Annotated in this window: 20 protein-coding genes and 1 pseudogene; 8 read left to right on the plus strand and 13 right to left on the minus strand. The window is 72.1% G+C overall.

Features of this window, described 5'->3' with window-relative positions; genetic code table 11:
- Positions 1-62 precede the first annotated feature (62 nt).
- Complete coding sequence (locus tag WBQ80_RS06955) at positions 63-1,940, plus strand: hypothetical protein (RefSeq protein WP_336570496.1); 1,878 nt, start codon at positions 63-65, stop codon at positions 1,938-1,940.
- A 190-nt stretch (positions 1,941-2,130) separates the two neighbouring features.
- Here the strand turns inward: WBQ80_RS06955 and WBQ80_RS06960 are convergent, their stop codons facing one another.
- The 3 genes from WBQ80_RS06960 to WBQ80_RS06970 all read right to left on the minus strand — a co-directional run bounded on the left by WBQ80_RS06960 (position 2,131) and on the right by WBQ80_RS06970 (position 7,143).
- Positions 2,131-2,898, minus strand: a complete 768-nt coding sequence (locus WBQ80_RS06960) for a hypothetical protein (protein ID WP_336570497.1) — start codon at positions 2,896-2,898, stop codon at positions 2,131-2,133.
- A gap of 163 nt (positions 2,899-3,061) precedes the next feature.
- The gene (locus WBQ80_RS06965; protein ID WP_336570498.1) at positions 3,062-3,871 is read right to left on the minus strand and encodes a DeoR/GlpR family DNA-binding transcription regulator; all 810 of its coding nucleotides are present in this window, start codon (positions 3,869-3,871) and stop codon (positions 3,062-3,064) included.
- A gap of 92 nt (positions 3,872-3,963) precedes the next feature.
- Complete coding sequence (locus WBQ80_RS06970) at positions 3,964-7,143, minus strand: NPCBM/NEW2 domain-containing protein (protein ID WP_336570499.1); 3,180 nt, start codon at positions 7,141-7,143, stop codon at positions 3,964-3,966.
- Positions 7,144-7,395: 252 nt separating this feature from the next.
- On the opposite strand from WBQ80_RS06970, the gene WBQ80_RS06975 reads away from it, so the two are divergent.
- Entirely contained in the window at positions 7,396-8,010 is a 615-nt protein-coding gene (locus WBQ80_RS06975) for a dienelactone hydrolase family protein (RefSeq protein ID WP_336570500.1), read from the plus strand.
- Between the two features lie 51 nt (positions 8,011-8,061).
- On the opposite strand, the gene WBQ80_RS06980 is transcribed toward WBQ80_RS06975, so the two are convergent.
- The 4 genes and pseudogenes from WBQ80_RS06980 to WBQ80_RS06995 form a co-directional block, all read right to left on the minus strand.
- Positions 8,062-8,910, minus strand: a complete 849-nt coding sequence (locus tag WBQ80_RS06980; RefSeq protein WP_336570501.1) for an alpha/beta hydrolase — start codon at positions 8,908-8,910, stop codon at positions 8,062-8,064.
- A gap of 43 nt (positions 8,911-8,953) precedes the next feature.
- On the minus strand, positions 8,954-9,724 hold the full coding sequence (locus WBQ80_RS06985) for an alpha/beta fold hydrolase (RefSeq protein WP_336570502.1): 771 nt from the start codon (positions 9,722-9,724) through the stop codon (positions 8,954-8,956).
- 157 nt (positions 9,725-9,881) lie between these two features.
- On the minus strand, positions 9,882-12,128 hold the full coding sequence (locus WBQ80_RS06990) for a helix-turn-helix transcriptional regulator (RefSeq protein ID WP_336570503.1): 2,247 nt from the start codon (positions 12,126-12,128) through the stop codon (positions 9,882-9,884).
- Between the two features lie 187 nt (positions 12,129-12,315).
- A pseudogene (locus tag WBQ80_RS06995) lies at positions 12,316-12,561 on the minus strand (ATP-binding protein); the annotation flags it as partial.
- 109 nt (positions 12,562-12,670) lie between these two features.
- On the opposite strand from WBQ80_RS06995, the gene WBQ80_RS07000 reads away from it, so the two are divergent.
- From WBQ80_RS07000 to WBQ80_RS07010, 3 genes are read left to right on the plus strand one after another with little or no spacing between them, the layout of a single operon-like run.
- The gene (locus WBQ80_RS07000; protein ID WP_336570504.1) at positions 12,671-13,249 is read left to right on the plus strand and encodes a dihydrofolate reductase family protein; all 579 of its coding nucleotides are present in this window, start codon (positions 12,671-12,673) and stop codon (positions 13,247-13,249) included.
- A gap of 13 nt (positions 13,250-13,262) precedes the next feature.
- A complete protein-coding gene (locus WBQ80_RS07005; protein ID WP_336570505.1) occupies positions 13,263-13,643 on the plus strand; it encodes a YciI family protein in 381 nt (126 codons plus the stop codon).
- Complete coding sequence (locus tag WBQ80_RS07010; RefSeq protein WP_336570506.1) at positions 13,625-14,920, plus strand: RNA polymerase sigma factor; 1,296 nt, start codon at positions 13,625-13,627, stop codon at positions 14,918-14,920. The genes WBQ80_RS07005 and WBQ80_RS07010 overlap by 19 nt, the downstream gene beginning before the upstream one ends.
- Before the next feature lie 46 nt (positions 14,921-14,966).
- Here WBQ80_RS07010 and WBQ80_RS07015 read toward each other — a convergent pair whose 3' ends face one another.
- Positions 14,967-15,980 carry a LacI family DNA-binding transcriptional regulator gene (locus WBQ80_RS07015; RefSeq protein ID WP_336570507.1) on the minus strand — a complete coding sequence of 338 codons (1,014 nt, stop codon included), beginning with the start codon at positions 15,978-15,980 and terminating at the stop codon, positions 14,967-14,969.
- A gap of 201 nt (positions 15,981-16,181) precedes the next feature.
- Between WBQ80_RS07015 and WBQ80_RS07020 the strand changes: the two genes are divergently transcribed.
- Together WBQ80_RS07020 and WBQ80_RS07025 are read left to right on the plus strand one after the other, a co-directional pair.
- Positions 16,182-17,117 carry a dihydrodipicolinate synthase family protein gene (locus tag WBQ80_RS07020; protein WP_336570508.1) on the plus strand — a complete coding sequence of 312 codons (936 nt, stop codon included), beginning with the start codon at positions 16,182-16,184 and terminating at the stop codon, positions 17,115-17,117.
- A 150-nt stretch (positions 17,118-17,267) separates the two neighbouring features.
- Positions 17,268-18,578, plus strand: coding sequence for an Nramp family divalent metal transporter (locus tag WBQ80_RS07025; RefSeq protein ID WP_336570509.1), 1,311 nt, complete (start codon positions 17,268-17,270; stop codon positions 18,576-18,578).
- Positions 18,579-18,692: 114 nt separating this feature from the next.
- Here WBQ80_RS07025 and WBQ80_RS07030 read toward each other — a convergent pair whose 3' ends face one another.
- Both WBQ80_RS07030 and WBQ80_RS07035 read right to left on the minus strand, forming a co-directional pair.
- Positions 18,693-19,436, minus strand: a complete 744-nt coding sequence (locus tag WBQ80_RS07030) for an SGNH/GDSL hydrolase family protein (protein ID WP_336570510.1) — start codon at positions 19,434-19,436, stop codon at positions 18,693-18,695.
- 139 nt (positions 19,437-19,575) lie between these two features.
- Positions 19,576-20,283, minus strand: a complete 708-nt coding sequence (locus tag WBQ80_RS07035) for a LysE family translocator (protein WP_336570576.1) — start codon at positions 20,281-20,283, stop codon at positions 19,576-19,578.
- 87 nt (positions 20,284-20,370) lie between these two features.
- Between WBQ80_RS07035 and WBQ80_RS07040 the strand changes: the two genes are divergently transcribed.
- Positions 20,371-20,823: an Lrp/AsnC family transcriptional regulator gene (locus WBQ80_RS07040; protein WP_336570511.1), complete on the plus strand. Its 453-nt coding sequence runs from the start codon at positions 20,371-20,373 to the stop codon at positions 20,821-20,823.
- 42 nt (positions 20,824-20,865) lie between these two features.
- Here WBQ80_RS07040 and WBQ80_RS07045 read toward each other — a convergent pair whose 3' ends face one another.
- From WBQ80_RS07045 to WBQ80_RS07055, 3 genes are all read right to left on the minus strand, one after another.
- On the minus strand, positions 20,866-21,234 hold the full coding sequence (locus WBQ80_RS07045; RefSeq protein ID WP_336570512.1) for a nuclear transport factor 2 family protein: 369 nt from the start codon (positions 21,232-21,234) through the stop codon (positions 20,866-20,868).
- 116 nt (positions 21,235-21,350) lie between these two features.
- Positions 21,351-22,148, minus strand: coding sequence for an SDR family NAD(P)-dependent oxidoreductase (locus WBQ80_RS07050; RefSeq protein ID WP_336570513.1), 798 nt, complete (start codon positions 22,146-22,148; stop codon positions 21,351-21,353).
- A 26-nt stretch (positions 22,149-22,174) separates the two neighbouring features.
- Positions 22,175-23,380 (minus strand): MFS transporter, encoded by a 1,206-nt coding sequence (locus WBQ80_RS07055; protein WP_336570514.1) that lies wholly within the window; start codon positions 23,378-23,380, stop codon positions 22,175-22,177.
- Positions 23,381-23,478: the final 98 nt, after the last annotated feature.

Here is a 23,478-nt window from a genome sequence, read left to right on the forward strand (position 1 = left end):
ACCTCGGCACGCCCCCTCCAAAGGGGTGACGGCGTCACGGCAGCGCGACTAGCATGCGCCGCATGTGGGCCTTCATCCCCATCCGATGGCCGAGCACTCCCGCGAGCGACGTCTGGACGCCCGCGCAGTTCGCCGCGCTGATGGATCCCGGCATCGTCTTCAGCCTCGGCCACTACCTCCGCCGTGTGACCTACGGGCAGGCCGACCTCAGCTACCGGCTCTTCGAACCGCTGGTGATGGACGATCCCCGGGTCACCATGCCGAACGTCCCCGACGTGTATGCGGGCGAGCGAGCGGATCGCAAGCCGCTCCTGAACGCGCCGCGAGCGGAGATCACCCGACTGCACGACCCCGACTGGAGCACGTTCGACCGGGTCCTCTTCTGGTTCGCGCAACCGACCGACGAGTTCGGTGGAGGATACCCGCCGGCGACGGTGATGAGCCGAGGTGGCCGGTTCGACGCGCTCTGCCACGAGGTGCTCCACAGCTACGGGTTCGACCACACCTTCGACGGGGTCAACGAGTACGTCTCCCCGTACGACATCATGTCGGCCAAGGCGTACACCCTGCCGGTGCCGGGTCCGACGTTCCCGCGCGCAGCCAATCCGATGCTGCCGCCGTCGGTGGCGGATGGCACCGACCAGAACACGACGGTCGGCCCGCTGCTCTCGCCCGCGCAACTCGCAGGAACCACGTACTGGAAGGCCATCGAGACCGCGGGGCTCGTGCACACCCTGCCGGCCAGCATGTCCGGCCCGGTGCGGGTTCGACTTCATGCGGCGGATGTCGCGGCGCGGGTCTGGCCGGAGGTGCGAGGGCCGGTTCTGATCCAGACCGTTCCGCTCGGCACGTTCGGCGAGCGCTTCACCATCGAACTGCGACGCTCGGGAGGATACGATTCGGGCTTCCTGCGGGCCGACCCCGCGACCGCGGCATCCGCCTTCAAGCCTCCGGCCGGGATCGTCGTCCACCACCGGCGCCCCGACCGGCGACTCGGCTACGTCGGCGTCCTCCCGCTCTCCAACCTCGGCGACCTCGACGCCACGTTCCGCGAGTACGCGCTCGACTTCGTCGTCCGCGTTCGGGAGATCGGCGAGCAGGACGAATGGGTCGACATCGAGATCCAGGAGCTGGCGCCGCTCCCCTCCGGTCACGGCGGCGACCTCGAGATCCTGCCCGAGGACCAGCCCAAGCCGGATGGAGCGACGGTCACCGTCTGGACGAAACCGTGCTTCGCCGGACCGCGCGGCCCGTACCAGCTCACCCCGAAATACCAGCGACGTGGATTCCGGATCCGAGCCACCTCACGCGGGTACGAGAAGCCGCGGTACGAGTGGCGGGTGAACGGGGCGGCCCTGAATCCCGCGGCGACCTCCGTGACGCACACGATCCAGACGAAGACCCCGGACGACGAGGGTGGCTGGACCCAGAGCGCGACGAGCGTCGAACTGGGCTACGCACTGCAGGCCGATGAGCTTCGGATCTGGTGCGAACCCACGCGACAGCGCCCTGGCGGACGCGAGGCGATCGGCAACTTCGCGCTCCCGCTCGAACTCGTGATCGGCGAATCGGACCCCGGCGTGATCAAGAACCACTATCCCAGCAGCTCGATCTTCACCAGCCTTCACTTCACGACGGTCGAACTCGAATGGGACGGGAAGTACCGACGCGCCCAGGAGCGCTGCCGCAAGATGCTGCTCGATGTCCTGCGGAAGCGCATCCCGAAGCACGGCCTGCCGCCCATCCCGGACCCGCCGTGGGAACGCGTGCGCGATCGGTTCCGGCAGTTGCTCGCCGTCGACCCCGACGAGGCGCGCGCCGTCGTGGCGGATCTCGCGCGGGCCCTCGACGAGCCGCCGGCCGTGGTGCTCGCCGAGCTCGGGGCCAGTCGCATCCGGAGCCCGTGGCACGTCGTCGATCACCCGAAGCCGGGCGTTTGAGGCGTCGGCGCCGACCGCTCCGCCAAGTCGCATGGCGCGCATCGGCAGGCTCTTCGCCCGGGCCGCAGCAGGTCAGGAGCGTCGTGCAACCATCGCGGGCCGGTCTCCGACCTTCCGACTCGATCGCCCACACGTCGAGCCCTCTCCGTGGTGCTCCCGCCGACTACGGGACCGCCCATCACGGCGTACCTCAGTCGTGGCTCAATCTCCACGTGGACCCGGCCGCTCCGTCGAAGACGATGCCGAGGTTCTCCTTACGATGCCAGACGCCGCACAATTCGGTCGACCTCGGTCCCACGTCCTGCACCTGGGTCCATCGGTTTCGCGTGCCGTTCCACGTCCACGTCCCCGTACTGGTCACCGCCACGACGCCGACCGGCGTCGACAGGAGCGCTCCCACTGGCACGTCCGGCCCGAGGTCGTTGACGGGTACCCACATGTGCTGAGTCCAGATGTACGTGGATGTGGTCGAGCTGCTGCCGAAGGAGCCGACGAGCACCAGCGTCGAAGTCGTCGTATCCCAGGCCAGCTTGGGCAGGTTCAGGGCCGGTCCCGAATCGTCGATCGGCGACCAGAAGCTCCCATCCCACGTCCATGTCTCGGATTGAACCGGAACATCCGTCCCTCCCGATACACCGCCGAAGAGGATGTCCTTCTTCCGGACAGGGTCAGTCGCCATCGCCGCCTCGCTTCGAGCGCCCGGCCCCGAATCGTCCACCTGAGTCCAGGTCGTTCCATCCCAGCTCCAGGTGTCGCGCATGGGTACACCGAGCGCACCACCGAAGAGGAGCAGCGAGCCATCATGGCTTTCGGAGAGGGCGCAACCGAACCGAGCTCGCGGCCCCATGTCTTGGGCGAGTGCCCACCCGTCATCCCATTCCCACGTCTGTGCGGCATCGACTTCGGGGCCTGGCCCTGTGACCAGAATCGGCCGATCGCTGGCCGCGTGGTAGCCCATCGCGTTGCTTCTCGAGGTTTTCGCGGGCCCCAAGTCGGAAACTTCCGTCCACATCCATGCCACGGGTTCAGGCTAGCCCCTCGGGACCGCTGACGGTCGGTCCTCCGGCGCCTCCGCACTGAGCAGAGACTTCTCCATGTCGGGCACGTCGCATCAGCGACGATCACCGCGCCGGCAGCGTCGCCCCTTCCGGCACGGCCCTCGCCGGCACCGCCGGCGCGGTCCGCACGTCGATCCCCGCAGCGCGCATGCGCGCCAGCTCAGCGGCATCCGCTTCGGAATCGGTGATGAGCACGTCGATGCGCTCGGGCGGCACCGTCTGCACCATGGAGTCGATGCCGACCTTGGTGTGATCGGCGAGCACGACCACGCGCTGCGCGGCGTCGACCGCGGCCCGGTCGAGGCTGGCGACGTGCATGTTCGGCGTGCTGAGGCCGTTCGCCGCGGTGAGGCCGTTGCCCGAGAGGAACACCGTCTGGAAGCGCAGGCGCGACACCTCGCGCTCCGCTTCGCCGCCGATCGCCGCTCGGATGTTGCCGCGCAGGATGCCGCCGATCATGAGCACGTCGACCTTCGGCGCGTCCGAGAGCGTGTCGGCCACGAGCAGCGAGTTCGTGGCCACCATCAGCCGCCGCCGCAGCAGGCGCGTCGCGACCGCCTGCGTCGTCGTGCCGGCGCAGAGCATGATGACGTCGCCGTCATCCACCAGGTCGGCGGCGAGCTCGGCCATCGCCAGCTTCTGCCCGGCCGCGACGACGCTCTTCTCGAGGTAGGTCGGCTCGTCCATGACCGAGCGGGCGACGGATGCTCCGCCGCGATGCCGCACGATCCGGCCCGTCTCCTCGAGGGCCTTCAGGTCGCGGCGCACCGTGATCTCCGACGAGCGCACCATCTGCGACAGGTCGGTGACCGAGATCGAGCCGTGCACCGCGAGCGCCGAGAGGATCACCTGGCGTCGTTCGTCCGTGAACACTGCGCCTCCTCACCGTTGGTTTGCGCTTTCCCACACTATGTCGGCGATGCCGCGATGGGGCGGACCCGAGCAGGCCCGCCCCATCGCGCCGGTCAGCCGGCGTCGCAGGTGAGCTTCGCGTCGGCCCAGTCGGCGTGGTCGAAGTTCTTGCCGTTGGTGGCCTCGTGCGCGACGAGTTGCAGCTGCTCCACCCCGGTCACGTCGACCGTCAGCGGCAGTGCGGCATCGTCGTTCGTCAGCACCGCGGTCTCGGCGAGCAGGACGCCGTCGCCGATGACGCGGAACCGCACGGATCCGATGCCGCTCTCGCCGGGCGTCTCGAGCACCTCGTCGTCGATGCCGACGATCGCGTCGAACGTCGAGCACGTGCCGCCGAGCCACGTGGTGAGCGAGCCGGTCGCGTGCATCCCGACGCCCTTCTCGTAGACGACGTCGTCGATCTCGATCGGCCGGCCGTCGCCGGCCGCAGCCTGCCCGTTCGACTGGTCGCGTTCGATCGGGCCGTACCCGTTGCTCTGCTGCGACCACTCGAGGTCGGAGACGTACACGAGGCCGTCGAGCGGCGGCGGCGTGACCCAGACGGTGGCCTGGCTGGATGCCGCGTACGGGCGGCCGCCGTCGCGGTACTCCGCGGTGACCGGCACCTCCACGGTGCCGCTCGCGCCGTCCGCCGGCACGGTGACCGTCCAGCTCGCCTCGAGCACCTCGCCCGCGGCGAGCGTCTTGGCGGTCACGGGAGCGCCCTCGAGCGTCCAGCCCTCGGGGACGTCCGGCGTCACGAGGACCTGCCGCACGTCCCGGTCGTCCACCGAGAACGCCGCGGTGAGCTCGAAGGTCGATCCGGGCTGCACCTGTCCGTCGGCGGGCTCGACCGCGAGCGCGGCCGCCGGCGCCGGCTCGACCGGCTCGAGACAGGTCTCGCGGCCCGGCTTCGCGGCGCAGACCACTGCGGCGAAGCCGCCGTTGGTCGCGGTCGGCACCGTCAGGGTGTCCTTCGTCGTCGTCGTCACCGTGGATGCCACCGTCGCGGAGCCGTTGGCGCCGTCATCCGTCAGCAGGTCGACCAGCACGTTCTTCCCCAGCCCGGGCAGGTCGCCGAGCGGGAGCTGGAGCGGATCCCCGGAACCGGCGCGCATGCCGCCGACGAACCAGCGGTCGCCCGACTGGCGCGCCAGCACGACGTCCGATCCCGGCCGGCCGCTGATGAGCTCGGTCTTCTTCCACTCCGCGGGGATGTTCTGCAGGAACGGCACCGCGTCGGGCTCCGCGGCGTACGACTCCGGCTTGTCCGACATGTGCTGCCAGCCCGACTCGTACACGATCGCCATCGCGACCTCGTGCGCCTTCGACGAGTTGCCGTTGCCGCGCGAGAAGGTGACCGGCGTCCAGTCCATCGAGCCGACCACGTTGCGGGTGAACGGCACGGTGAGGCTCCGCTCCGGGCTGATGCCGTTCTCGGCGCCGCGCACCGCCTCGTAGGTCATGATGTGCGGCCAGGTGCGCTGCATGCCCGTCGGCAGCGAGGCGCCGTGGAAGTTGATCATCAGGCGGTGCTTCGCGGTGTCGGCCGCGATCTGGTCGTACCACTGGTGGATCGCCTGGCTGTCGGTGTCCATGAAGTCGACCTTGATGCCGCTGACCCCCCACGACGCGAGCTTCGGCAGCCACTCGTCGCGCTGCGCCTGCGTGCGCAGGTCGCGGCTGTGGAACCAGATGATCACGTCGACGCCCTTGCTGTGCGCGTAGCGGACGGTGCGCGGGACCCAGCTCGCGTCCCATCCCTCGTCGAGGAGGACGTACTCCCACCCCATCTCGGCCGAGAGGTCGACGAAGTCGCGCTGGCGCGCCTCGTCCTTCGGGCTGTTCCAGTCGGTCAGCCAGCTCCAGCTCGAGACGCCGGTGCGGATCCACGAGGTGTCCGCCTCACCGGCGAGCTGGTTCGGCGTCGCGAGGTCGTCGACGATGGTCGACTCGACCACCTCGTCGAGGTCGCCGACGATCGCGACGCGCCACGGCGTCGAGAGGTCGCCGGTGGAGGTCACGGGCGCGCCCTCGAACAGGTCGACGCCGTACCGGAGCGAGCCGGTGCCGTGCGACAGGTGCGAGCCGGAGTAGTCGCCGTGCAGGTCGGATTCCGTCAGCAGCACGTACTGGTCGCCCTGCTCGAAGAGCGCCGGGTAGCCGACCGAGCCGGTGCCGTTCGCGGCGGTCGCGGTCGTCGTCATCCACTCGGCCTCGTAGTTCACGGCGTAGGAGCGCTGCATCCACGCCGCGCCGTCACCCGGGAGCAGCCACGACCCGGATTCGTCGTCGACGCGGTGCTCGCCCTCGCCGTCGACCAGGTACCGGTAGGCGGCGCCGTCGTCCGCGAGGCGGGCGGCGATCGAGAAGCGCGCACCGGCGGCGTTCTCGAACGTGAACACGGATTCCGCGTGCCGGTACTCGCGGTCCTCCTGCTTGCCGGTCGTCATCGTGTACTCGTCGGCCACCTCCCGGTCGACCCGGTCGACGAAGGAGAGGCCGGAGCGGAAGTCTCCGTCGCTGCCCACCAGGCCGAGGCGTTCGGCCGAGACGACGACGTCATCGCCGCGGCGGACGTCGAGCGCCACCCGACCCGCCGAGTCGAGGGTGAGCTCGCCGTCGAGCGCGGCACCCTCGGGGCCGTCGATCGTCCAGCGGTCGACGATGGTGGGCTCCGCAGGAGCCTCGTCGTCGCAGGCGAGCGTCGCGTCGCCCCAGTCGGCGTGGTCGAAGTTCTTGCCGTTGGTCGCCTCGTCCGCGACGAGCCGCAGCACCTCGACGTCGGTCACGTCGGCGGTGAGCTCGAACGGGGCATCCGTTCCCGTCAGCACGGCCGTCTCGGCGATGAGCCGACCGTCGCCGTACACCTGGAACCGCGTCGTGCCCACGCCGCTCGTCACCTCGTCGTCGAGCCCGACGAACGCGCTGAACTCCGTGCAGTTCGCGCCGAGCTCGACGGACAGGGCACCCGTGGCGTGCATGCCGATGCCCTTCTCGTAGACGACGCCCCCGATGGTGATCGGCCTGCCGTCACCGGCCGCCGACTCGCCGTTCGACGTGTCGCGCTCGATCGGACCCCAGCCGTTCGACTCGTTGAGCCACGGCAGGTCCGACACGAACACCTCCCCCACCGGCACGTCGGCGTGGGCGGGCAGGACGGCGACCGCCGACATACCCGTTCCGATCAGCGTGCCGGTGACGAGCGCAGCGGTGATCGCCGGCGCCCGCCCCTGTCCAGTGCGACGTTGCACGAGGTCTCCCTTGACTTCGAAGGCCCCCGAGCGGGGGCCACCCCGGGCACAGGCTAGGAACGACCGATCGCAGCGGTCAACGGAATGATCGGTATCGATCGCGAACGGTCGGCGTGCGATCAGTTCCGGTCGCCGGGGTTCCGGAGGTGTGGTCGACGATCGCGCGACGGGCGCGCCGTCGCGGGAATACCCGCCCTGAGACCGCCGCGCAAGGCGCTTGGCATGTGACCCCGATCACGGAAGAGTCGGTCCATGACCGATCGACCCACGCGCGCCGAGGCCACCGGCGCCGCTGCCGAGGTACTGCTCTTCCACCACGCGCTGGGCCTCACGCAGGGCACCCGCGCCTTCGCCGACGAGCTCCGCCGAGCGGGCCACACCGTGCACACGCCCGACCTGTTCGACGGACGCACCTTCGACTCGATCGAGGCCGGTGTCGGCTACGCCCGCGACGTCGGCTGGGACGAGATCATGGGCCGCGGCGAGCGCGCGGCCGAGCCGCTGCCGGCCGAGCTCGTCTACGCGGGGTTCTCGCTCGGCGTCGTGCCCGCGCAGATGCTCGCGCAGACCCGCGCCGGAGCGAAGGGGGCGCTGTTCCTCTACTCCTGCATGCCGATCGCGGAGTTCGGCTCGTGGCCCCCGGGGGTCCCGGCGCAGGTCCACGGGGCTGACGCCGACCCGATCTTCATGGACGAAGGCGACGTGGATGCCGCGCGCGAGCTCGTCGCCGCGGCCGATGACGCCGAGCTGTTCCTCTACCCCGGCGACCAGCACTACTTCGCCGATTCGACGCTGCCGAGCTACGACCCCGACGCGACGGAGCTGCTCATGCGACGCGTGCTCGAGTTCCTCGGACGGGTCGGCTGAGCGGCGAGGAAGTGCCGACGACCCTCCCAGGGTCGCCGGCGCCGTCCGCGCTCAGGCCGGCCGCGCCGCGCCCGCCCGGTCTCCCGCGTGCGCCAGCGCCCACTCGAGCGCGTGATCGGCGACTTCCTCCCAGCCCGGCTCCGCGCAGATCCAGTGCGACCGGCCCGGGAACTCGACGTACTCGGTGATGGCGGGCGACTTCGCGTAGTGCTTCGCGTTCGACCGGTTCACCGAGGGCGGCATGATGTGGTCCTTCTCGCCGGCGATGAACAGCAGCGGCGCGCGATCCTTGGTGTAGTCGACCCACGTCTCCTGCATCCCGGGCTTGAAGTTCGCGATGAGCCCGTACGCCCACACCCAGTTGCCGGGGGCGGGGATCGCGTACTTCCGCCACACGGCGTCGGACTCCTCGCGGGTCAGCGTGTTCGCGAACGCGTAGTGGAACTCCTCGGGGGTGAAGCCGACCGCCTTGTGACGGTTCGCGGGGTTCTTCAGCGCCGGGAAGAGCGACTTCACCTGCGACAGCGGGTTGACGCGCACGCCTTCCGTCGGCGCCGAGTCGACGACGACGGCGGAGGCGCCGAGCCCACGGGCGAGCAGCAGCTGCGTGAGCGTGCCGCCGAACGAGTGCCCCATGATGATCGGCGGCCTCGGCAGCGCCTCGATCTGCGCGGCGATGTGGTCGACGGTCTCGGGCACGGTCAGCTTCGCGATGAGGTCGGGGTTCTCGCGCAGCGCCTCGACCTCGATCTCGAACCCGGGGTAGCCCGGCGTGATCACGGTGAAGCCCTTCGCCTCGAAGCGCTCCTTCCAGTTCTCCCAGCTGCGAGGCGTCATCCAGAGGCCGTGCACCAGGACGATCGTGTCGGGGGCGGTGGGGTCGGTGGTCCCGTCGGTCATGGTCGGGGTCCTTTCGTGCGGGGCGGATGCCGCGGCATCCGTTTCAGGAATCGATGAAGGCGAGCAGGTCGGCGTGCAGCCGGTCCCGCTCGGTGTCGGGCAGGCCGTGGGCGCCGTTCTCGTACACGAGGAGGCGGGCGCCGTCGACCATGGCGGCGGAACGCTCGCCGCCGACCTCGAACGGCACGACCTGGTCGTCGTCGCCGTGGATCACGAGGGTGGGCACGTCGACCTTCGCGAGGTCGTCGCGGAAGTCGGTCGCCGAGAACGCGGCGATGCACTCGTAGGCGGCGCGGTGGCCGCAGGCCATGCTCTGCAGCCAGAACGCGTCGCGCACGCCCGGCGAGACGTCGTTGTTGCGGTTGTTGCCGAAGAACGGGCCGTCGGCCAGGTCGCGGTACAGCTGCGCCCGGTCGGCGGCCTCGCCCGCGCGGATGCCGTCGAACACGTCGATCGGCAGCCCCTCGGGGTTGTCGTCGGTGCGCAGCATGAACGGCGGCACCGCCGAGACGAGCACGAGCTTCGCCACGCGCCCGCTGCCGTGCCGGCCGAGGTAGCGGACGAGCTCGCCGCCGCCGGTCGAGTGGCCGACGAGCGTGAGGTCGGTGAGGTCGAGGTGGTCGATGAGCACGGCGAGGTCGTCGGCGTACGTGTCCATCTCGTTGCCGTGCCAGGTGCGGCTCGACCGCCCGTGACCACGTCGGTCGTGCGCGATGGCGCGATGCCCGTGCTCGGCGAGGAACCGCGCCGCGGCCGCCCACGCGTCGGAGTTGAGCGGCCAGCCGTGGCTCAGGAGCACGGGCGAGCCGTGCACGCCCCAGTCGGTGTAGAAGATCCGGGCGCCGTCGTCGGTCGTGACCTAGGGCCTGGCGGCCTCCTCATGGCGTGAGCGGATGCCACGATGGTGCCGCCGCGCGCCGGTTCGCCGAACCACGTGGTGTGCGTAGTCGTGACGCCGGAGGGGCGTGCGGTCAGCGCTCGCCGAAGCGTTCCGCGAGCTGCTTGCGCGACGTCACCCCGAGCCTCCGGAACACCTTGCGCAGGTGGTAGTCGACGGTGTTCACGCTGATGAAGAGCGTCGCGCCGATCTCGGCGTTGGTCTGTCCGTCGGCGGCCATGCGGGCGATCGTGCCCTCCTGGGGCGTCAGCGCCTCCGCGCCGTCGTCGCCGGGAAGCCGGTGCGGCACGTGCTCGCCGGTCGCCTCGAGCTCCCGGCGCGCGCGGGCGGCGAATGCGGGCGCCCCGACGCGGGTGAAGATCGCGAGGGCGGCGCGCAGCTGCTCGCGTGCCTCGCGGCGACGCTTCATCCGCCTGAGCCACTCGCCGTAGACGAGGTGCGCGCGTCCCAGGTCGCCGGGCGGCGTGGCCTGCTCCAGATGGGCGATCGCGTCGAGGTAGAGGGGCTCGGCGTCGGCGTCGTCGGCCAGCAGCGCGTCGGACCGCGCCGCCACGCCGCGCACCCACGGCGTTCCGCTCGCGACGGCGAACCCGGTCAGGCGGTCCGCCGACGCCCGGACCCGGTCGGCCCGTCCGCTGCGCACCCCCGCCTCGACGAAGTCGGGCAGCTGCTGGTACGCCACCTGCAGGAAGTTCCGCGCCACCACCGGCGCGAACCGCTCGAACGCATCCCGGTAGTGCCCGTCGGCGATCTCGCGGATGCCGAGGCCGGTCATCGCGATGGTCCACGCCCCGGCGAATCCGGTGGCGAGCACGCCCTCCGCGACCTGCTCGACGACCTCGACCGGCGCGCCCGACCAGGCGAGATGCGAGGCGTTCACGACCTGCTCGGCGTCGTACCCGATCGCACGCCGCAGCTCGCGCACCTGCTCGATGTAGCTGCCGGATGCCGCGGGGTCGCCCCGCACGAGCTCGACGAGCCCGAGCAGCCAGAGCGCGGTGTCGACCACGCGCAGCACGCCGGCGTCCCGGGCGGCGCCGAGCGTGCGTTCGAGCAGCTCCACGCAGACCTGCTCCTCCCACAGCGCCATCGTCAGCGCGACGCCGATGGCGCCGAGGTCGAGCAGGTGCACGTCATCCGATCCGCGGATCAGCGCCAGCGCCTCGCGCATGAGCGGAACCGCCTCGTCGTACGGCTGCAGGATGTGCGCGGCCAGGGCGCGCAGCTGCACCGACATCGGCCCGTCGGCCACCGTCGCGCCGTCGGCGAGCCGGCGCCCCAGCTCGGGAAGGCCCACCCCCTCCGCCGCCCACTCCGCGGTGAGCACGTAGTCGAACGCCCGCAGGAGCGCGCGCTGCTCGAGCTCCGGCGCCCGACCGTGGAACAGGTCCGCGACGCGCAGCATCGTCGCCGCTCCCCCGACGACGCCGTCGCGGTCGGCCGTGAACAGCGCGAGCGCCGCGCGGAGCGTGAGCATCCGTCCGAGCCCGATCGGGTCGAGGCGGTCGCCGTCGAGGCGCCCGAGCAGCTCGAGGGCCAGGCCGACGGCTCCGGCCGATGCGGCCGCCTCGGCGGCGGAGAGGATCCGCCGGTCGTGCTCCGGCCCCTCCGACGTGAGGTCGGCGGCCCGGGTCAGCAGCCGCGCCCGGGAGACCGAACCGCCGCGGACGCCGGCGGCGTCGGCGATCTGCTCCATGCGGGCCGCCAGCCGGTCGTCGGCGCCGACCGCCGCGGCCGCGCTGTGCCAGACGGCGAGGTCGGCGCGCCCGCGCTCGTCGGCGACGACGGCGAGCGCCTCGTGCGCGCGGCGACGCTCGTCGGCGGGCATGCCGTTGTAGACGGCCGAGCGGATGAGCGGATGGCGGAAGTCGACCGTTCGCCGCACCGACACGAGCCGGGCGCGTTCGGCCGGCCCCGCGGCATCCGTCGGCAGGCCGAGCCGCTCGGCGGCAGCGCCGATGAGCTCGCCGTCGCCGGTCGACTCGGCCGCCGCGACGAGCAGCCACTGCTGCGACCGGGGCGGAATCGCGTCGACCTGGCCGAGGTAGTGCGCTTCGAGCCGCTCGCCCAGCGGCACCGGGGTGCGAGCGACCGACGAGTCGGTGAGCTGCTCGGCGGTGAACTCCCGCCCCAGGTCGATGAGGGCGAGCGGGTTGCCGCCCGTCTCCTCCGCGATGCGCGTCGCGAGCAGCTGATCGACCGCGCCGCGCACCGACCGGTTCAGCAACTGCACCGCTTCGGACTGCGCGAGGCCGCCGAGCTCCAGCTCCGGAACGCCGGCGGCGACGAGTCGCACGCGCGGGTCGGGACGCGAACTCATCAGCAGCGCGACCCGCTACCACCCATGCGATGGGTTCCGCCTCGCCGGCCGACGCGAGCAGCGACAGGAGTCCGAGCCCGACGAGGTACCGATCGGGCGGCTCGCCCTCGTCGATCCCGGCGGCGATCCGCAGCGCCGCGGCCTGACGCGCCGGCACACCGCCGAGGTGCTCGGCGAGCGGCGAACCGAGGCGCTGCACCGCGGCGTACGGCATCGCCGACTCGGCCTCGTACCCGTCCGACCGAAGCACCCGGATGCCGCGAGCGCGCGCGACCGCGGCATCCAGCAGCGCGGTCTTGCCGATGCCCGGCTCGCCCACCACCGACAGGGCCGCGCCGACGCCGTTCCGGGCATTGCCGAGCAGCGCACCGAGGCGGTCGAGCTCGCCGGTGCGTCCGAGGATCGCGGGGGGTGCGGCGTCGATGTGGGTCACCGTACTCCGGTTCGGCGGATGCGGTCCAGCACGAGGATGTCGATTCCACCCGCCGTCGATCGTTCATCACCTGACGGCCGCACCCGGCGGCCGCGGAACGGAGCGGACCATGGCCACCATCACCGTGTTCGAGAGCGTCACGCTCGACGGCGTCATGCAGGCGCCGGGGCGGCCCGACGAGGACCCGCGCGGGAACTTCGCGCGCGGCGGCTGGGCGGCGCCGTACCAGGACGAGGTCGCCGGGCGCTTCGCCGCCGAGGGGATGTCCCAGGGCGGCGCGCTGCTGTTCGGTCGCCGCACCTACGACGATGTGCTGGGGTTCTGGACGTCGACGCCCGACCCGAACCCGTTCACCGCCGCGCTCGTCGACGCGCCGAAGTACGTGGTGACGCGGCAGCGCGACATCCGCCTCGCCCACCCGAACTCGACGCCGCTCGTCGGGGAGGCCGCCGACACGATCGCCGCGCTGCGCCGCGACCTCGTCGGCGGCATCACGGTGCTCGGGAGCGGCGAGCTCGTGCGGGCCCTGCTCGCGGCCGGGCTCGTCGACGAGATGGTGCTGCTGCAGCATCCGCTCGTGCTCGGAACCGGCACGAGGCTGTTCGGCGGCGACCCCGTCGCGCTCGAGCTGGAGCGCGCCATCCCGACCACGACCGGCGTGGTCATCGCCCAGTACGCTGTGCGGTGAGCGGGGGTTCACGATGCGCTACACGCTGCTGCTGCACTACGCCGAGGCGTCGCCCGAATCGCTCGGCGACGAGGTCATCGCCGAGGGCATGCGACGGATGTCGGCCTACGCGGCCACGCTGCACGACGCCGGGGTGCTGCTCGGCGCCGAGGTGCTGCAGCCGAGCGAGGCCACCACGACCCTGCGACGGGACGCCGATCGGCTGCACGTGCAGGACGGGCCGCTCGTCGACGCGAAGGAGCAGCTCGGCGGCACCATCGTGATCGACGTGCCCGACCTCGACGCCGCGCTCGCCTGGGCGTCGCAGGCGCCCGCGCTCGAGTGGGGCGGAGCGGTCGAGGTGCGGCCCGGCGCCGTGCACACCGTCGACGGGTCGTGGGTGCCCAACCGGTGACGGATGCCGCCGGCACGGCCGCGGATGACGCCGCCCGCGCATCCGGGCGCGCGAACGCCTACGCGGCGGCGGCCCACGCCGCGCGCGAGTCGACCGCGCGACTCGTCGCCGTGCTCGCCGCGAGCACCGGGGACCTCGCCCTCGCCGAGGACGCGCTGGCCGACGCGTTCGCCACGGCCCTCGAACGCTGGCCGACGAGCGGCATCCCCGACAACCCGGAGGGCTGGCTGATCACCGTGGCTCGCAACCGGCAGCGCGACGTGTGGAAGTCCGCCGCGGCGCGCACGAGCGCGCCGCTCGATCAGGCGGCTGATGCGGAGGCCTCCCCGGTGGAGGGACTCGGCCGTCGAGCCCTCGACCCGTTCGACGCCGTCGACCCGCTCCGCATCCCCGACAAGCGGCTCGAGCTGTGCTTCGCGTGCGCGCACCCTGCGATCGACCCCGCCGCGCGCACGCCCCTCATCCTGCAGGCGGTGCTCGGGTTCGACGCCGCCCGGATCGCCGCCGCATACGCCGTGCCGACCGCGACCATGGCCCAGCGCCTCACGCGGGCCAAGCGGCGCATCGCACGCGCCCGGATCCCGTTCGTCGTCCCCGACCGACGCGACATGCCCGAGCGACTGCCGGCGGTGCTCGAGGCGGTGTACGGCTGCGCGGCGATCACCTGGCGCGACGACCCGGACTCGCTCGCGGGCGAGGCCCGCCACCTCGCGGTGACGCTCGCGCGCCTCCTCGAACGCGAGCCCGAGGCATGGGCGCTCGCCGCGCTCGTGACCCTCTCGCTGGCCCGACCGCGCTCGGGTCCGTACACCCCGGTCGAGGAGCAGCGGACGTCGTCGTGGGACGAACGACTCGTCGACGAGGGCGAGGGCTTCCTGCGGCGTGCGGCGGCGCTGCGCGGCTCGACCGCGCCCGGGCGATTCGAGCTCGAGGCGGCCATCCAGGCCGTGCACCTGGACCGCCGCCGCACGGACACCGTGGACTGGGCCGCGTTGCGCACGCTCTACTCGGCGCTCCTCGCGGTGGCGCCGAGCCTCGGCGTCCAGGTCGCCGCGGCGGCGGTCATCGGGCGAACGGATGGCGCGACCGCCGGTCTCGCCACCCTTCCGCCCGGCGGCGAGGCCTACCAGCCGTGGTGGGCGACGCGGGCCGAGCTGCTGCGACGCGCCGGGCGCGACGCGGAGGCCGAGGCGGCCTTCGCCAGGGCGATCGAGCTCGCGCGGGAGCCCGAGCTCCGGACGTTCCTCCAGGAGCGCCGGGCGAGCCTCGGGCGCTGATCGGACAGGCCGCCGCGGCCGGCTCGCGCATCGCCCCGGACCGCGATCAGCGGGTGTGCGGCGCCGTCGACGCCCGGGGAATGAGCGTCGGCAGGGCCACGCGGAGGTCGCTGCCGCCCTCCTGCGGCGCGAGGAGCAGCTGGAGCGCCGTCGAGGCGATCTGATCGAAGGGCGTCCGCACCGAGGTCAGCGCCACGGGCAGGCGGGAGACGAGGGGGATGTCGTTGTAGCCGACGATCGACAGGTCGGCGCCGATGCGGAGCCCGAGGTTGCTCGCCGCGGTGAGCACGCCGAGCGCGAGGTTGTCGTTCGCGGCGAACACGGCGGTCGGGCGATCGGCGCGGTCGAGCAGGCGCGCACCCGCCTCGATGCCGTCGTCGATGCCGTAGCCGACCGAGAGCATGCGGGACTCGTCGATCGGGAGGCCGGCCTCGCGAAGGGCGCGCTCCGCTCCGGCGCGGCGGTCGCGCGCGCTCGAGGTGAACCAGGGGCCCGTCACCATGGCGATGTCGCGGTGACCGAGGTCGATCAGGTGCCGCGTCGCGAGATATCCCCCGGTCTCGTCGTCGCCGAGCGACGAGGGGCTGATGCGGTCGGTGCGGAGCACGAGGACGTGCGGGATGTCGCGGGCGCGCAACGACGCCGGCAGTTCGTCGTCGAGGCGGGCCGTCGCGAGGATGACGCCGTCGACGTTTCGATCGAGCAGGGTCTCTGTGGCGCGGCGCTCGTCGTCAGGCTCGTCGCCGCACGTCGCGACCACCGCGAAGTAGCCGCGCTGCCCGGCAGCCCGCTCGATCGCCTGGAACATGAGGGCCATCACGGTGTCGGTCAGGCGCGGCACCAGCACGCCGATCGTGGCGGTCGCACCGCGCCGCAGGCTCGAGGCGAACATGTTGCGGCGGTAGCCGAGCTCCTCGGCGATCCGGCGCACGCGCTGCGCGGTCTCGCTGCGCGATGCCGGCGTGCGGTCGTCGAGGATGCGGCTGACGGTGGAGACGCTCACGCCGGATGCCTGCGCGACATCCTTCAGCGTCACCGGGCCTGCGTGCGTGCGCTCCACCTTCGACCTCCTGCCACGGCGAGTCTACGGGCGAGCGACCGGCGCGATCGGGTTCCGGATGGCGCGCGCCACGCGGCGTCCGGAACCGGGTGTTGACATCCGCTCACATGATCCAGCATACTTGCAAACGTTCCCGCAATCGTTCTCGATAACGTTTCCATCCTGCGGGTCTCGACGAAGAGAAAGACAAGGAGCCGAACGATGCCACTCGACCTTCGCGGACTGAACCCCGCCCCCGTGACCCCGTTCACCACCGACGGCGACATCGACTTCGCCGCCATCCAGCGCCTGGGCTCGTGGCTCGGCTCGATCGACGGCGTGAAGAGCCTCGTCGTGCTCGGCCACGCCGGCGAGGGCACGTTCCTCACGATCGACGAGCAGCTCGACGTGATCCGGGCGTTCGTGGACTCGACCGAGGGTCGCGTGCCCGTCATCGCCGGCATCACCGGCGAGGGCAACAAGGTCGCCGCGCTCGAGGCCGAGCGCGCCCGGGCCGCGGGCGCCTCGGCGGGCCTCGTGTACCCGTCGCACGGCTGGCTGCGCTTCGGCTACCAGAAGGGCGCCCCGCAGAGCCGCTACCGCGAGATCTACGAGACGAGCGGGCTGCCGTCGATCCTCTTCCAGTACCCCGACAACACCAAGGCCACCTACGACCTCGACACGCAGCTCGAGATCGCCGGCCAGGAGGGCGTGTTCGCGACCAAGAACGGCGTCCGCAACATGCGCCGCTGGTACACCGAGATCCCCGCGCTCCGCGCCGCGTACCCCGAACTGCAGATCCTCTCCTGCCACGACGAGTACCTGCTGCCGACGATGTTCGACGTCGACGGCCTGCTCGTCGGCTACGGCAACATCGCCCCCGAGGCGCTCATCGAGCTCATCGAGGCCGGCAAGGCGCAGGACTACCCGCGCGCCCACGCCATCCACGAGCGACTGCTGCCCGTCACGAAGAACGTGTACCACCGCGGCTCGCACATGGAGGGCACCGTCGCCCTGAAGTGGGGCCTGGTGCACCGCGGCATCCTCGACCACGCCACGGTGCGCACCCCGCTGCTGCCGCTGCCGGACGGCGCGGACGCCGAGATCGCCGCGGCGTTCGCATCGGCCGGTCTCGAGAAGGTCGCGGTCACGGTCTGATCCGTTCGGCGGGGGCCGGCGACATCCGGCCCCCGCCCACCCCTCACCGATCCCGCCGAGGCGGCGTAGGATCGGCGCCGTCGAAGTGCGGCACCCGAGTCAATGACGACTGAGCGGCCGGCGGCCGCACTCCGAAGAAGGAGGCTCGCGATGAGTGAGCGAACCAGGACCCGCCACACCACCACCACCCCGGGCACCGGATACGGCCGCGTCCCGACCGAGACGATGCGCACCATCGTCGAATCGAGCGGCCGGCGCCGCTCGTTCTGGCAGCAGCTCGCGCTGATCGGCCCCGCGTTCGTCGCCGGCGCCTGGCAGTTCGGGCCCGGCAACCTCACCACCGCCGTGCAGGCGGGCAGCGGCTACCAGTACACGCTCATCTGGGTCATCGTCGTGTCGACGATCCTCATGATCTTCCTCACCGACATGAGCGTGCGGCTCGGCATCAAGTCGCCCGTCTCGCTGATCGCGTCGATCAAGGACCACCTCGGCCGCCCCGTCGGCGTGCTCGCCGGAATCGGGGTGTTCCTCATCACCCTGATGTTCTCGGTCGGCAACGCGGTCGGCTCGGGTCTCGGTCTGTCGATGCTGTTCGGCGGCCCGCCGATCATGTGGACGGTCATCTGCACCATCGGCGTCGCGTCGCTGCTGCTCTTCCGCAACGTCTACCGCGTCATCGAGAAGCTGCTCATCGTGATCGTCGCGGCCATGGCCGTCGCGTTCGTGATCAGCGCCTTCATCTCCAACCCCGACTGGGCGGATGCCGCGTCCGGCCTGATCCCGACGGTCCCGGACGGCTCCTGGCTGCTCGTCGTCGCGCTCGTCGGTACGAACTTCAGCGTCAATGCCGCCTTCTACACGGCGTACGGCACCAAGGAGCGCGGCCGGACCGAGGAGCAGTACCGGGACGTGACGATCGTCGACACGATTCCCGGCATCGTCGCCCCCGGCATCATGACCTCGCTCGTCATCGTCGTCGCCGCCGCCGTGCTCGGCGCGACTGGTGAGGCGGCGACCACGATCGTCGCCCTCGCGGGGATCTTCGAGCCGCTCGCGGGCCCGATCGGCGCGACGCTGTTCGCGCTCGGCTTCTTCGGCGCGGCCTTCTCGTCGATGATCGCGAACGCGACCGCCGGCGGCACCATGCTCTCCGACGGCCTCGGACGCGGCGCCTCGTCGGGCTCTCGCACGGCGAAGATCGTGAGCGGCACCATCCTCGCCTTCGGCGTCGCCGTCGCCCTGATCTTCCAGCAGGCGCCGGTGCAGCTCATCGTGATCGCCCAGGCGCTGACCGTGCTCGTCGCGCCGGTGCTCGCAGTGCTCATCATCGTCATGGCGAACCGCCGCAGCCTGATGGGCGAGATGCGCAACCGCTGGTGGCAGAACGTGCTCGGTGTCGTCGGACTCGTCTCGGTGGTGGCGCTCTCGGTGCGACTGGTGCTCAGCCTGCTCGGCGGTTGACCGCGCACGGCGCGAGCCGGCAGGACGGCCCGGATCCGTTCCGGGTCGTCCTGCCGTCGTGCGGTCGTTCCCGTCGGGCCCACCGGTGCCCGACGGTCGGCGCCCCGGTCGGTCTCATCCGCCGCGCAACGCGCCGGCGATCGCCTCCCCGAGCACCTGCGCTCCCTCCTCGGAGGGGTGGATCCCGTCGGAGGTCATCTCCTCGACGTATCTCCCATCGCCGTCCCGGAGCCCGGCGGACGCGTCGACGAACCGCCAACCGCGCGTACCGGCCAGATCCTGGAGTCGCTGGTTGAGTTCGGTCGCGCCCTCCGGGAATGCGGCCATCGGCGGAACCGATGCGACGACGACCTCGTCGATCCCGACGGTCTCGACGATCCGATCGAGGTTCGCGGACGTCTCGGCGAACGGCACGCCGAGCGCGAAGTCGTTCGTTCCGGCGAGGACCACGAGGGTCTCGGCGTCGACGGGCGCCACCGAATCCGCCATGAGCGCGGTCGTCGCACCCCACTCGGCCCAGCCTCCGGCGAACGTGAAACCGGCATCTCGCACGTACGTCACCCAGGACGCCGGATCGATGTCTCCGGCGGCGAAATCGGCGCTGTCCGCGTGGCTGATCGAATCGCCGACGACGGCGAAGGTCGGGCCGGCGGCGGGCGGATCACCGGGCGTCGGCCGCGACGATGCGGAGGCCGACGCACGCGGGTCGGGGGTCCCGGAGGCCGCACCGGGAGGCTCGGTGGCCGAGTTCGGCGTCCCGGGCGCGCAGCCCGCGATCATGGCGCACACCGCCCCCGCGAGCACGATCGCGCCGAGCGACGCAGGCCGCCCCCTCGTACGAACGCCGTTCCTCGACATGCCGTCCTCCCGCCACTCGACCGGATGAATCGCCTGATCGCGGGCCGGAACTGGCCGCAGTCCCCGAATCTACGCCGGGCGACGGCGCGCCGGAACGGGCATCGCCGAAGCGGCGGGACTCGGGCTCGGATGGCCTCGGTCACCCGCCGACGAGATGCACGGCCTGCTCGGCCACGAGCACCACGGCGAGCACGATCATCGCCGCGCCCGAGATGCGCGACACGACGCGCATCGCCGACGGACGTAGGCGCAGCACCGTCCGGGCGCCATAGCCGACGGCCGAGTAGACCAGCGCGCACGCGCCGACGAAGATCAGGCCCAGCACCGCGAGCTGCAGCGGGATGGGCCAGGCGCCCGCGGCATCCGTGAACTGCGGCAGCAGCACCACGAGCACGAGCAGGCCCTTCGGGTTGAGCCCGCTCACGCCGGCACCCTGCAGCACTCGCACCCACGGGCGAGCGGATGCCGCGAGCACGTCGCCGTCGCCCGACGCGACCCCGGCCGACCCGACACCGGCCGACCCGACCCCGGCCGACCCTGCCCGGCCGGCACCCGCGCCCGCCGCCGCCACGACGGGCGGCTCGCGCATCACGCGCACGCCCAGGTAGGTCAAGTAGATCGCCGCGGCGAACGTGAGCGCGACGATGAATCCGGGAAGGGCGGCGACCGCCGCGCCGACGCCGACCGCGACGGCCGCGACCGTCGCGAGGTAGCCCAGGAGGATGCCCGCGAGCGACGGGAGGACGCTGCGCTCGCGCAGGCCCGACGCGATCAGGTACGCCCAGTCGGGGCCGGGCAGCACGACCATGAGCACCATCATCACGGCCGCAGCGAGCAGCAGCTGCATGTCCACACGAGAACGGTACGGATGCCGCACGAGAAGTCGCTGCCGAATTCCGCCCCGGTGTACGGCATCCGTGGAAGGATTTCTGCTGTGGACGCCATCGACCGGAAGATCCTCGCCGAGCTGCAGCGTGACGGCCGCCTGAGCCTCACCGAGCTCGCCGAACGGGTGAACCTCAGCATGTCGCCGACCCACCGGCGCCTGCGGGCGCTCGAGGTTTCCGGCGCGATCACCGGGTACCGGGCCGTGATCGACCCCGACGCGGTCGGCATGGGCTTCGGGGCGCTCGTGTTCGTCACGATGGCGCAGGCCAACCGCGACACCGTGCCGGCATTCGACGCCGCGGTCGCGGAGATCCCCGAGGTGATCCAGGCGCTGCGGCTCTTCGGCGACCCCGACTACCTGCTGCGCGTCGCGGTCGCCGACCTGCGCGCGTACGAGCGACTGTGGGACGAGAGGCTCTCAGCCCTCCCCGGCGTCGCCCGCGTGCAGTCGACCCTCGTCATGAAGACGGTCGTCGACGACCGGGCGCTGCCGCTGTGACCAGCCGGGCGCCCGGGCGCTGCGCGCCCCGCGCCCGGTCGCTCAGCTGGGCAGCTCGACCGTGTACGACACGATCTCGGTGATGCACCCCTCGCCGTCGAAGTCGTAGATGTCGCACGACGCCACGATGGACACGTCGCCCGCGGCATCCGTGTACCGAGCCAGGCTGTCGACCACGACGCTGTCCTCGCCCACCACCGTGCGGAACCGCTGGAACTCGGTCGTGACCTTCGCGAGACCCGCCGCGGTGCGCTCGACGGCCTTCTTCACCTTCTTCCGTCCGACCAGCGGATCGGATCCGACGACCGTCCAGATGACGTCGTCGGCGAGGTGCGGCAACGCGACATCGAACCGGTGGCTCGAGAACGCTCGAGCGATCTTCTCGGTCGTGGCCTCGGTCATGACGTCCATGTGCGTGCCCCCTCGCGCGGCATCCCGCGCCCTCGCGGATGACGGTTGCGATCAGCCTCATGCGACCGGCGGCGCGCGTCAAGTCCGCGTTCGAGGCGGATCCCGGAAGATCGGGCTCAGTCGACGAGCGCCCCCGCCGTGAGGTTCGAGATCACGCCGGTCATCGATCGTGCGCGGTCGGATGCCGCGAACGCGAGGTACTCGGCGACCTCGTCGAGCACCGGCAGCCGGCCGAGGAGCGTGCCGTGGGCGAGGCCGTCCATCCAGTCGTCGAGCGGCGTGCCGCCGCCGTCCGCGATGCGGCCGAACATGGTCCCCGTGTACGACGTCGCGACGGCGTCCGACAGGGCGTGCGGCCGCACGCACACGACCCGCACGCCGGACGGCCCGAGCTCGCCGGCGAGCGCCCGAGAGAACCCCTCGAGGCCCGCGCTCTGCGCCGCGTTGCCGATCAGCCCGCGTCCGGTGAGCCGGGCACCGGGCGTCGAGATCGTGAGGATCACGCCGTTTCCCTGCGCGATCATGGGGCGCGCGACCGCCTTCGCCGTGATGAAGTTCGTCCGCAGGTACCCCGCGACCGGGTGCAGGTAGTCGTCGACCGACGTGTCGGCGATCGCGAGGCCCTGCGCGTGGTCGAACCCGACGGCGTTCAGCGCGATGTCGATGCGGCCCGCGGCGTCCGCGACGGCGTCGACGTGGCGGTCCACCGCGGCCTGGTCCATCGCGTCGACGACGGCGACGTCGACCGTGGCCCCCAGCGAGCGAGCAGCGGATGCCGCGGCCTCGAGTCGCGGCAGGCTGCGCCCCGCGAGGAACAGCCGCGCCCCCTCGCGCGCGAACACGCGTGCGGCGGCCGCGCCGATCGATCCCCCGCCGCCGTGGATCACGGCGACCTCGTCCTGGAGCAGCTTCATGGTGCATTCCTTCCTCGGTGATGCGGTCATCGGTCGGCGAGTGCGTCGGCGGCGGATGGCGCGGCGGCCGCCTGCAGGCCGCTGGTCGCCCATGCCGCGGCCACGGCGAGCACCCCGACGACGGATGCCGTGACGACCGCCCCGCGCACGCCGGCGACGTCGAGCGCCGACCCGCCGGCGAGGGCGCCGAACGCGATCCCGACGTTCACGGCCGAGGCGGGCAGCGACGACGCGAGCGGGGCGCCCGGGCCGGCGAGGCCGACCACGCGGTGCTGGATGGACGGACCGGTCGCCATGCCGAAGAGCCCGACGCCGAACACGGCGACCGCGACGAGCCACGGGTTCGATCCGACGGCGAGCAGGGCGACGAGCGAGACGGTCACGCCGATCGCGCCGAGGATGAGCGAGCGGGCCGCATCGGCGTCGGCGAACCGTCCGCCGCCGAACGAGCCGATCGCCGTCGCCGCCCCGTACGCGAGCAGGAAGAGCGTCACGGTCGGCCCGGCGACCTCGGTGACATCGCCCAGGAACGGCACGAGGTAGGTGATCGCGGCCAGCATCGCCGCGAAGGTCAGGACGCTCACGCCCAGCACGGCGAGCACCCGGGGCGCGAACGCGTGTCGCGCCTGGCCGAGCGCGCCGCTTCCGGGGGCGGTGGGCACCGACGGCAGCGCCGCGGCGGCGGCCGCGAGCACCACGAGGCCCGCGACGACGACGGCGGCGAAGGCGCCGCGCCATCCGACGGCCTGCCCCAGCAACGTGCCCAGCGGCAGGCCCAGTGCGCTGGCGGTCGCGAAGCCCGTGATCACCACGGCGATCGCCCGACCGGTGCGCTCGGGGTCGACCACCGAGGCCGCCGTCACCATCGCGGCGGCGATGAAGAGGCCCTGCACCGCGCCGATCGCGACGCGCGTCGACAGGAAGGCGGCGTGGTCGGCGCCGAGCGCCGGAAGCAGGTTGGCCGCGACGAACACCGCGGTCGTGGCGAGCAGGAGCCGTCGACGGTCGAAGCGCGTCGTGAGGAAGGTCAGGACCGGGCCGCCGACGGCGAGTCCGAGGGCGTTCGCGGTGACGAGCGCGCCCGCGGCGGGGACGGACACCCCGAGATCGTCGGCGACGAGGTCGATCATGCCGACGACGAGCATCTCGGCGCAGCCCATGACGAACGCGCCCGCGAACAGGACGGCGAGCACCACGGTCGGGCGGGTGGATCGGGTGGGGATCGGGGTCACGTGCGCCTCCTCAGTTGTGCAACCTCAGGATTGCACATTCCGGCCGGTCCGCGCAACCTCGCGGTTGCATTCCGCCGACAGGGCGCCGCTGGCCCCCG

The sequence above is a fragment of the Agromyces sp. CCNWLW213 genome, from assembly GCF_037199545.1.
GTDB lineage: Bacteria > Actinomycetota > Actinomycetes > Actinomycetales > Microbacteriaceae > Agromyces.

Coding starts and splice junctions, on each gene's coding strand:
- WBQ80_RS07000 (WP_336570504.1), top strand. CDS start 12,671: ATGGCCACCATCACCGTGTTCGAGAGCGTCACGCTCGACGGCGTCATG.
- WBQ80_RS06980 (WP_336570501.1), bottom strand. CDS start 8,910: ATGACCGACGGGACCACCGACCCCACCGCCCCCGACACGATCGTCCTG.
- WBQ80_RS07005 (WP_336570505.1), top strand. CDS start 13,263: ATGCGCTACACGCTGCTGCTGCACTACGCCGAGGCGTCGCCCGAATCG.
- WBQ80_RS07045 (WP_336570512.1), bottom strand. CDS start 21,234: ATGGACGTCATGACCGAGGCCACGACCGAGAAGATCGCTCGAGCGTTC.
- WBQ80_RS06990 (WP_336570503.1), bottom strand. CDS start 12,128: ATGAGTTCGCGTCCCGACCCGCGCGTGCGACTCGTCGCCGCCGGCGTT.
- WBQ80_RS07035 (WP_336570576.1), bottom strand. CDS start 20,283: ATGCAGCTGCTGCTCGCTGCGGCCGTGATGATGGTGCTCATGGTCGTG.
- WBQ80_RS07030 (WP_336570510.1), bottom strand. CDS start 19,436: ATGTCGAGGAACGGCGTTCGTACGAGGGGGCGGCCTGCGTCGCTCGGC.
- WBQ80_RS07050 (WP_336570513.1), bottom strand. CDS start 22,148: ATGAAGCTGCTCCAGGACGAGGTCGCCGTGATCCACGGCGGCGGGGGA.
- WBQ80_RS06955 (WP_336570496.1), top strand. CDS start 63: ATGTGGGCCTTCATCCCCATCCGATGGCCGAGCACTCCCGCGAGCGAC.
- WBQ80_RS06975 (WP_336570500.1), top strand. CDS start 7,396: ATGACCGATCGACCCACGCGCGCCGAGGCCACCGGCGCCGCTGCCGAG.
- WBQ80_RS06960 (WP_336570497.1), bottom strand. CDS start 2,898: ATGGGCTACCACGCGGCCAGCGATCGGCCGATTCTGGTCACAGGGCCA.
- WBQ80_RS07025 (WP_336570509.1), top strand. CDS start 17,268: ATGAGTGAGCGAACCAGGACCCGCCACACCACCACCACCCCGGGCACC.
- WBQ80_RS07020 (WP_336570508.1), top strand. CDS start 16,182: ATGCCACTCGACCTTCGCGGACTGAACCCCGCCCCCGTGACCCCGTTC.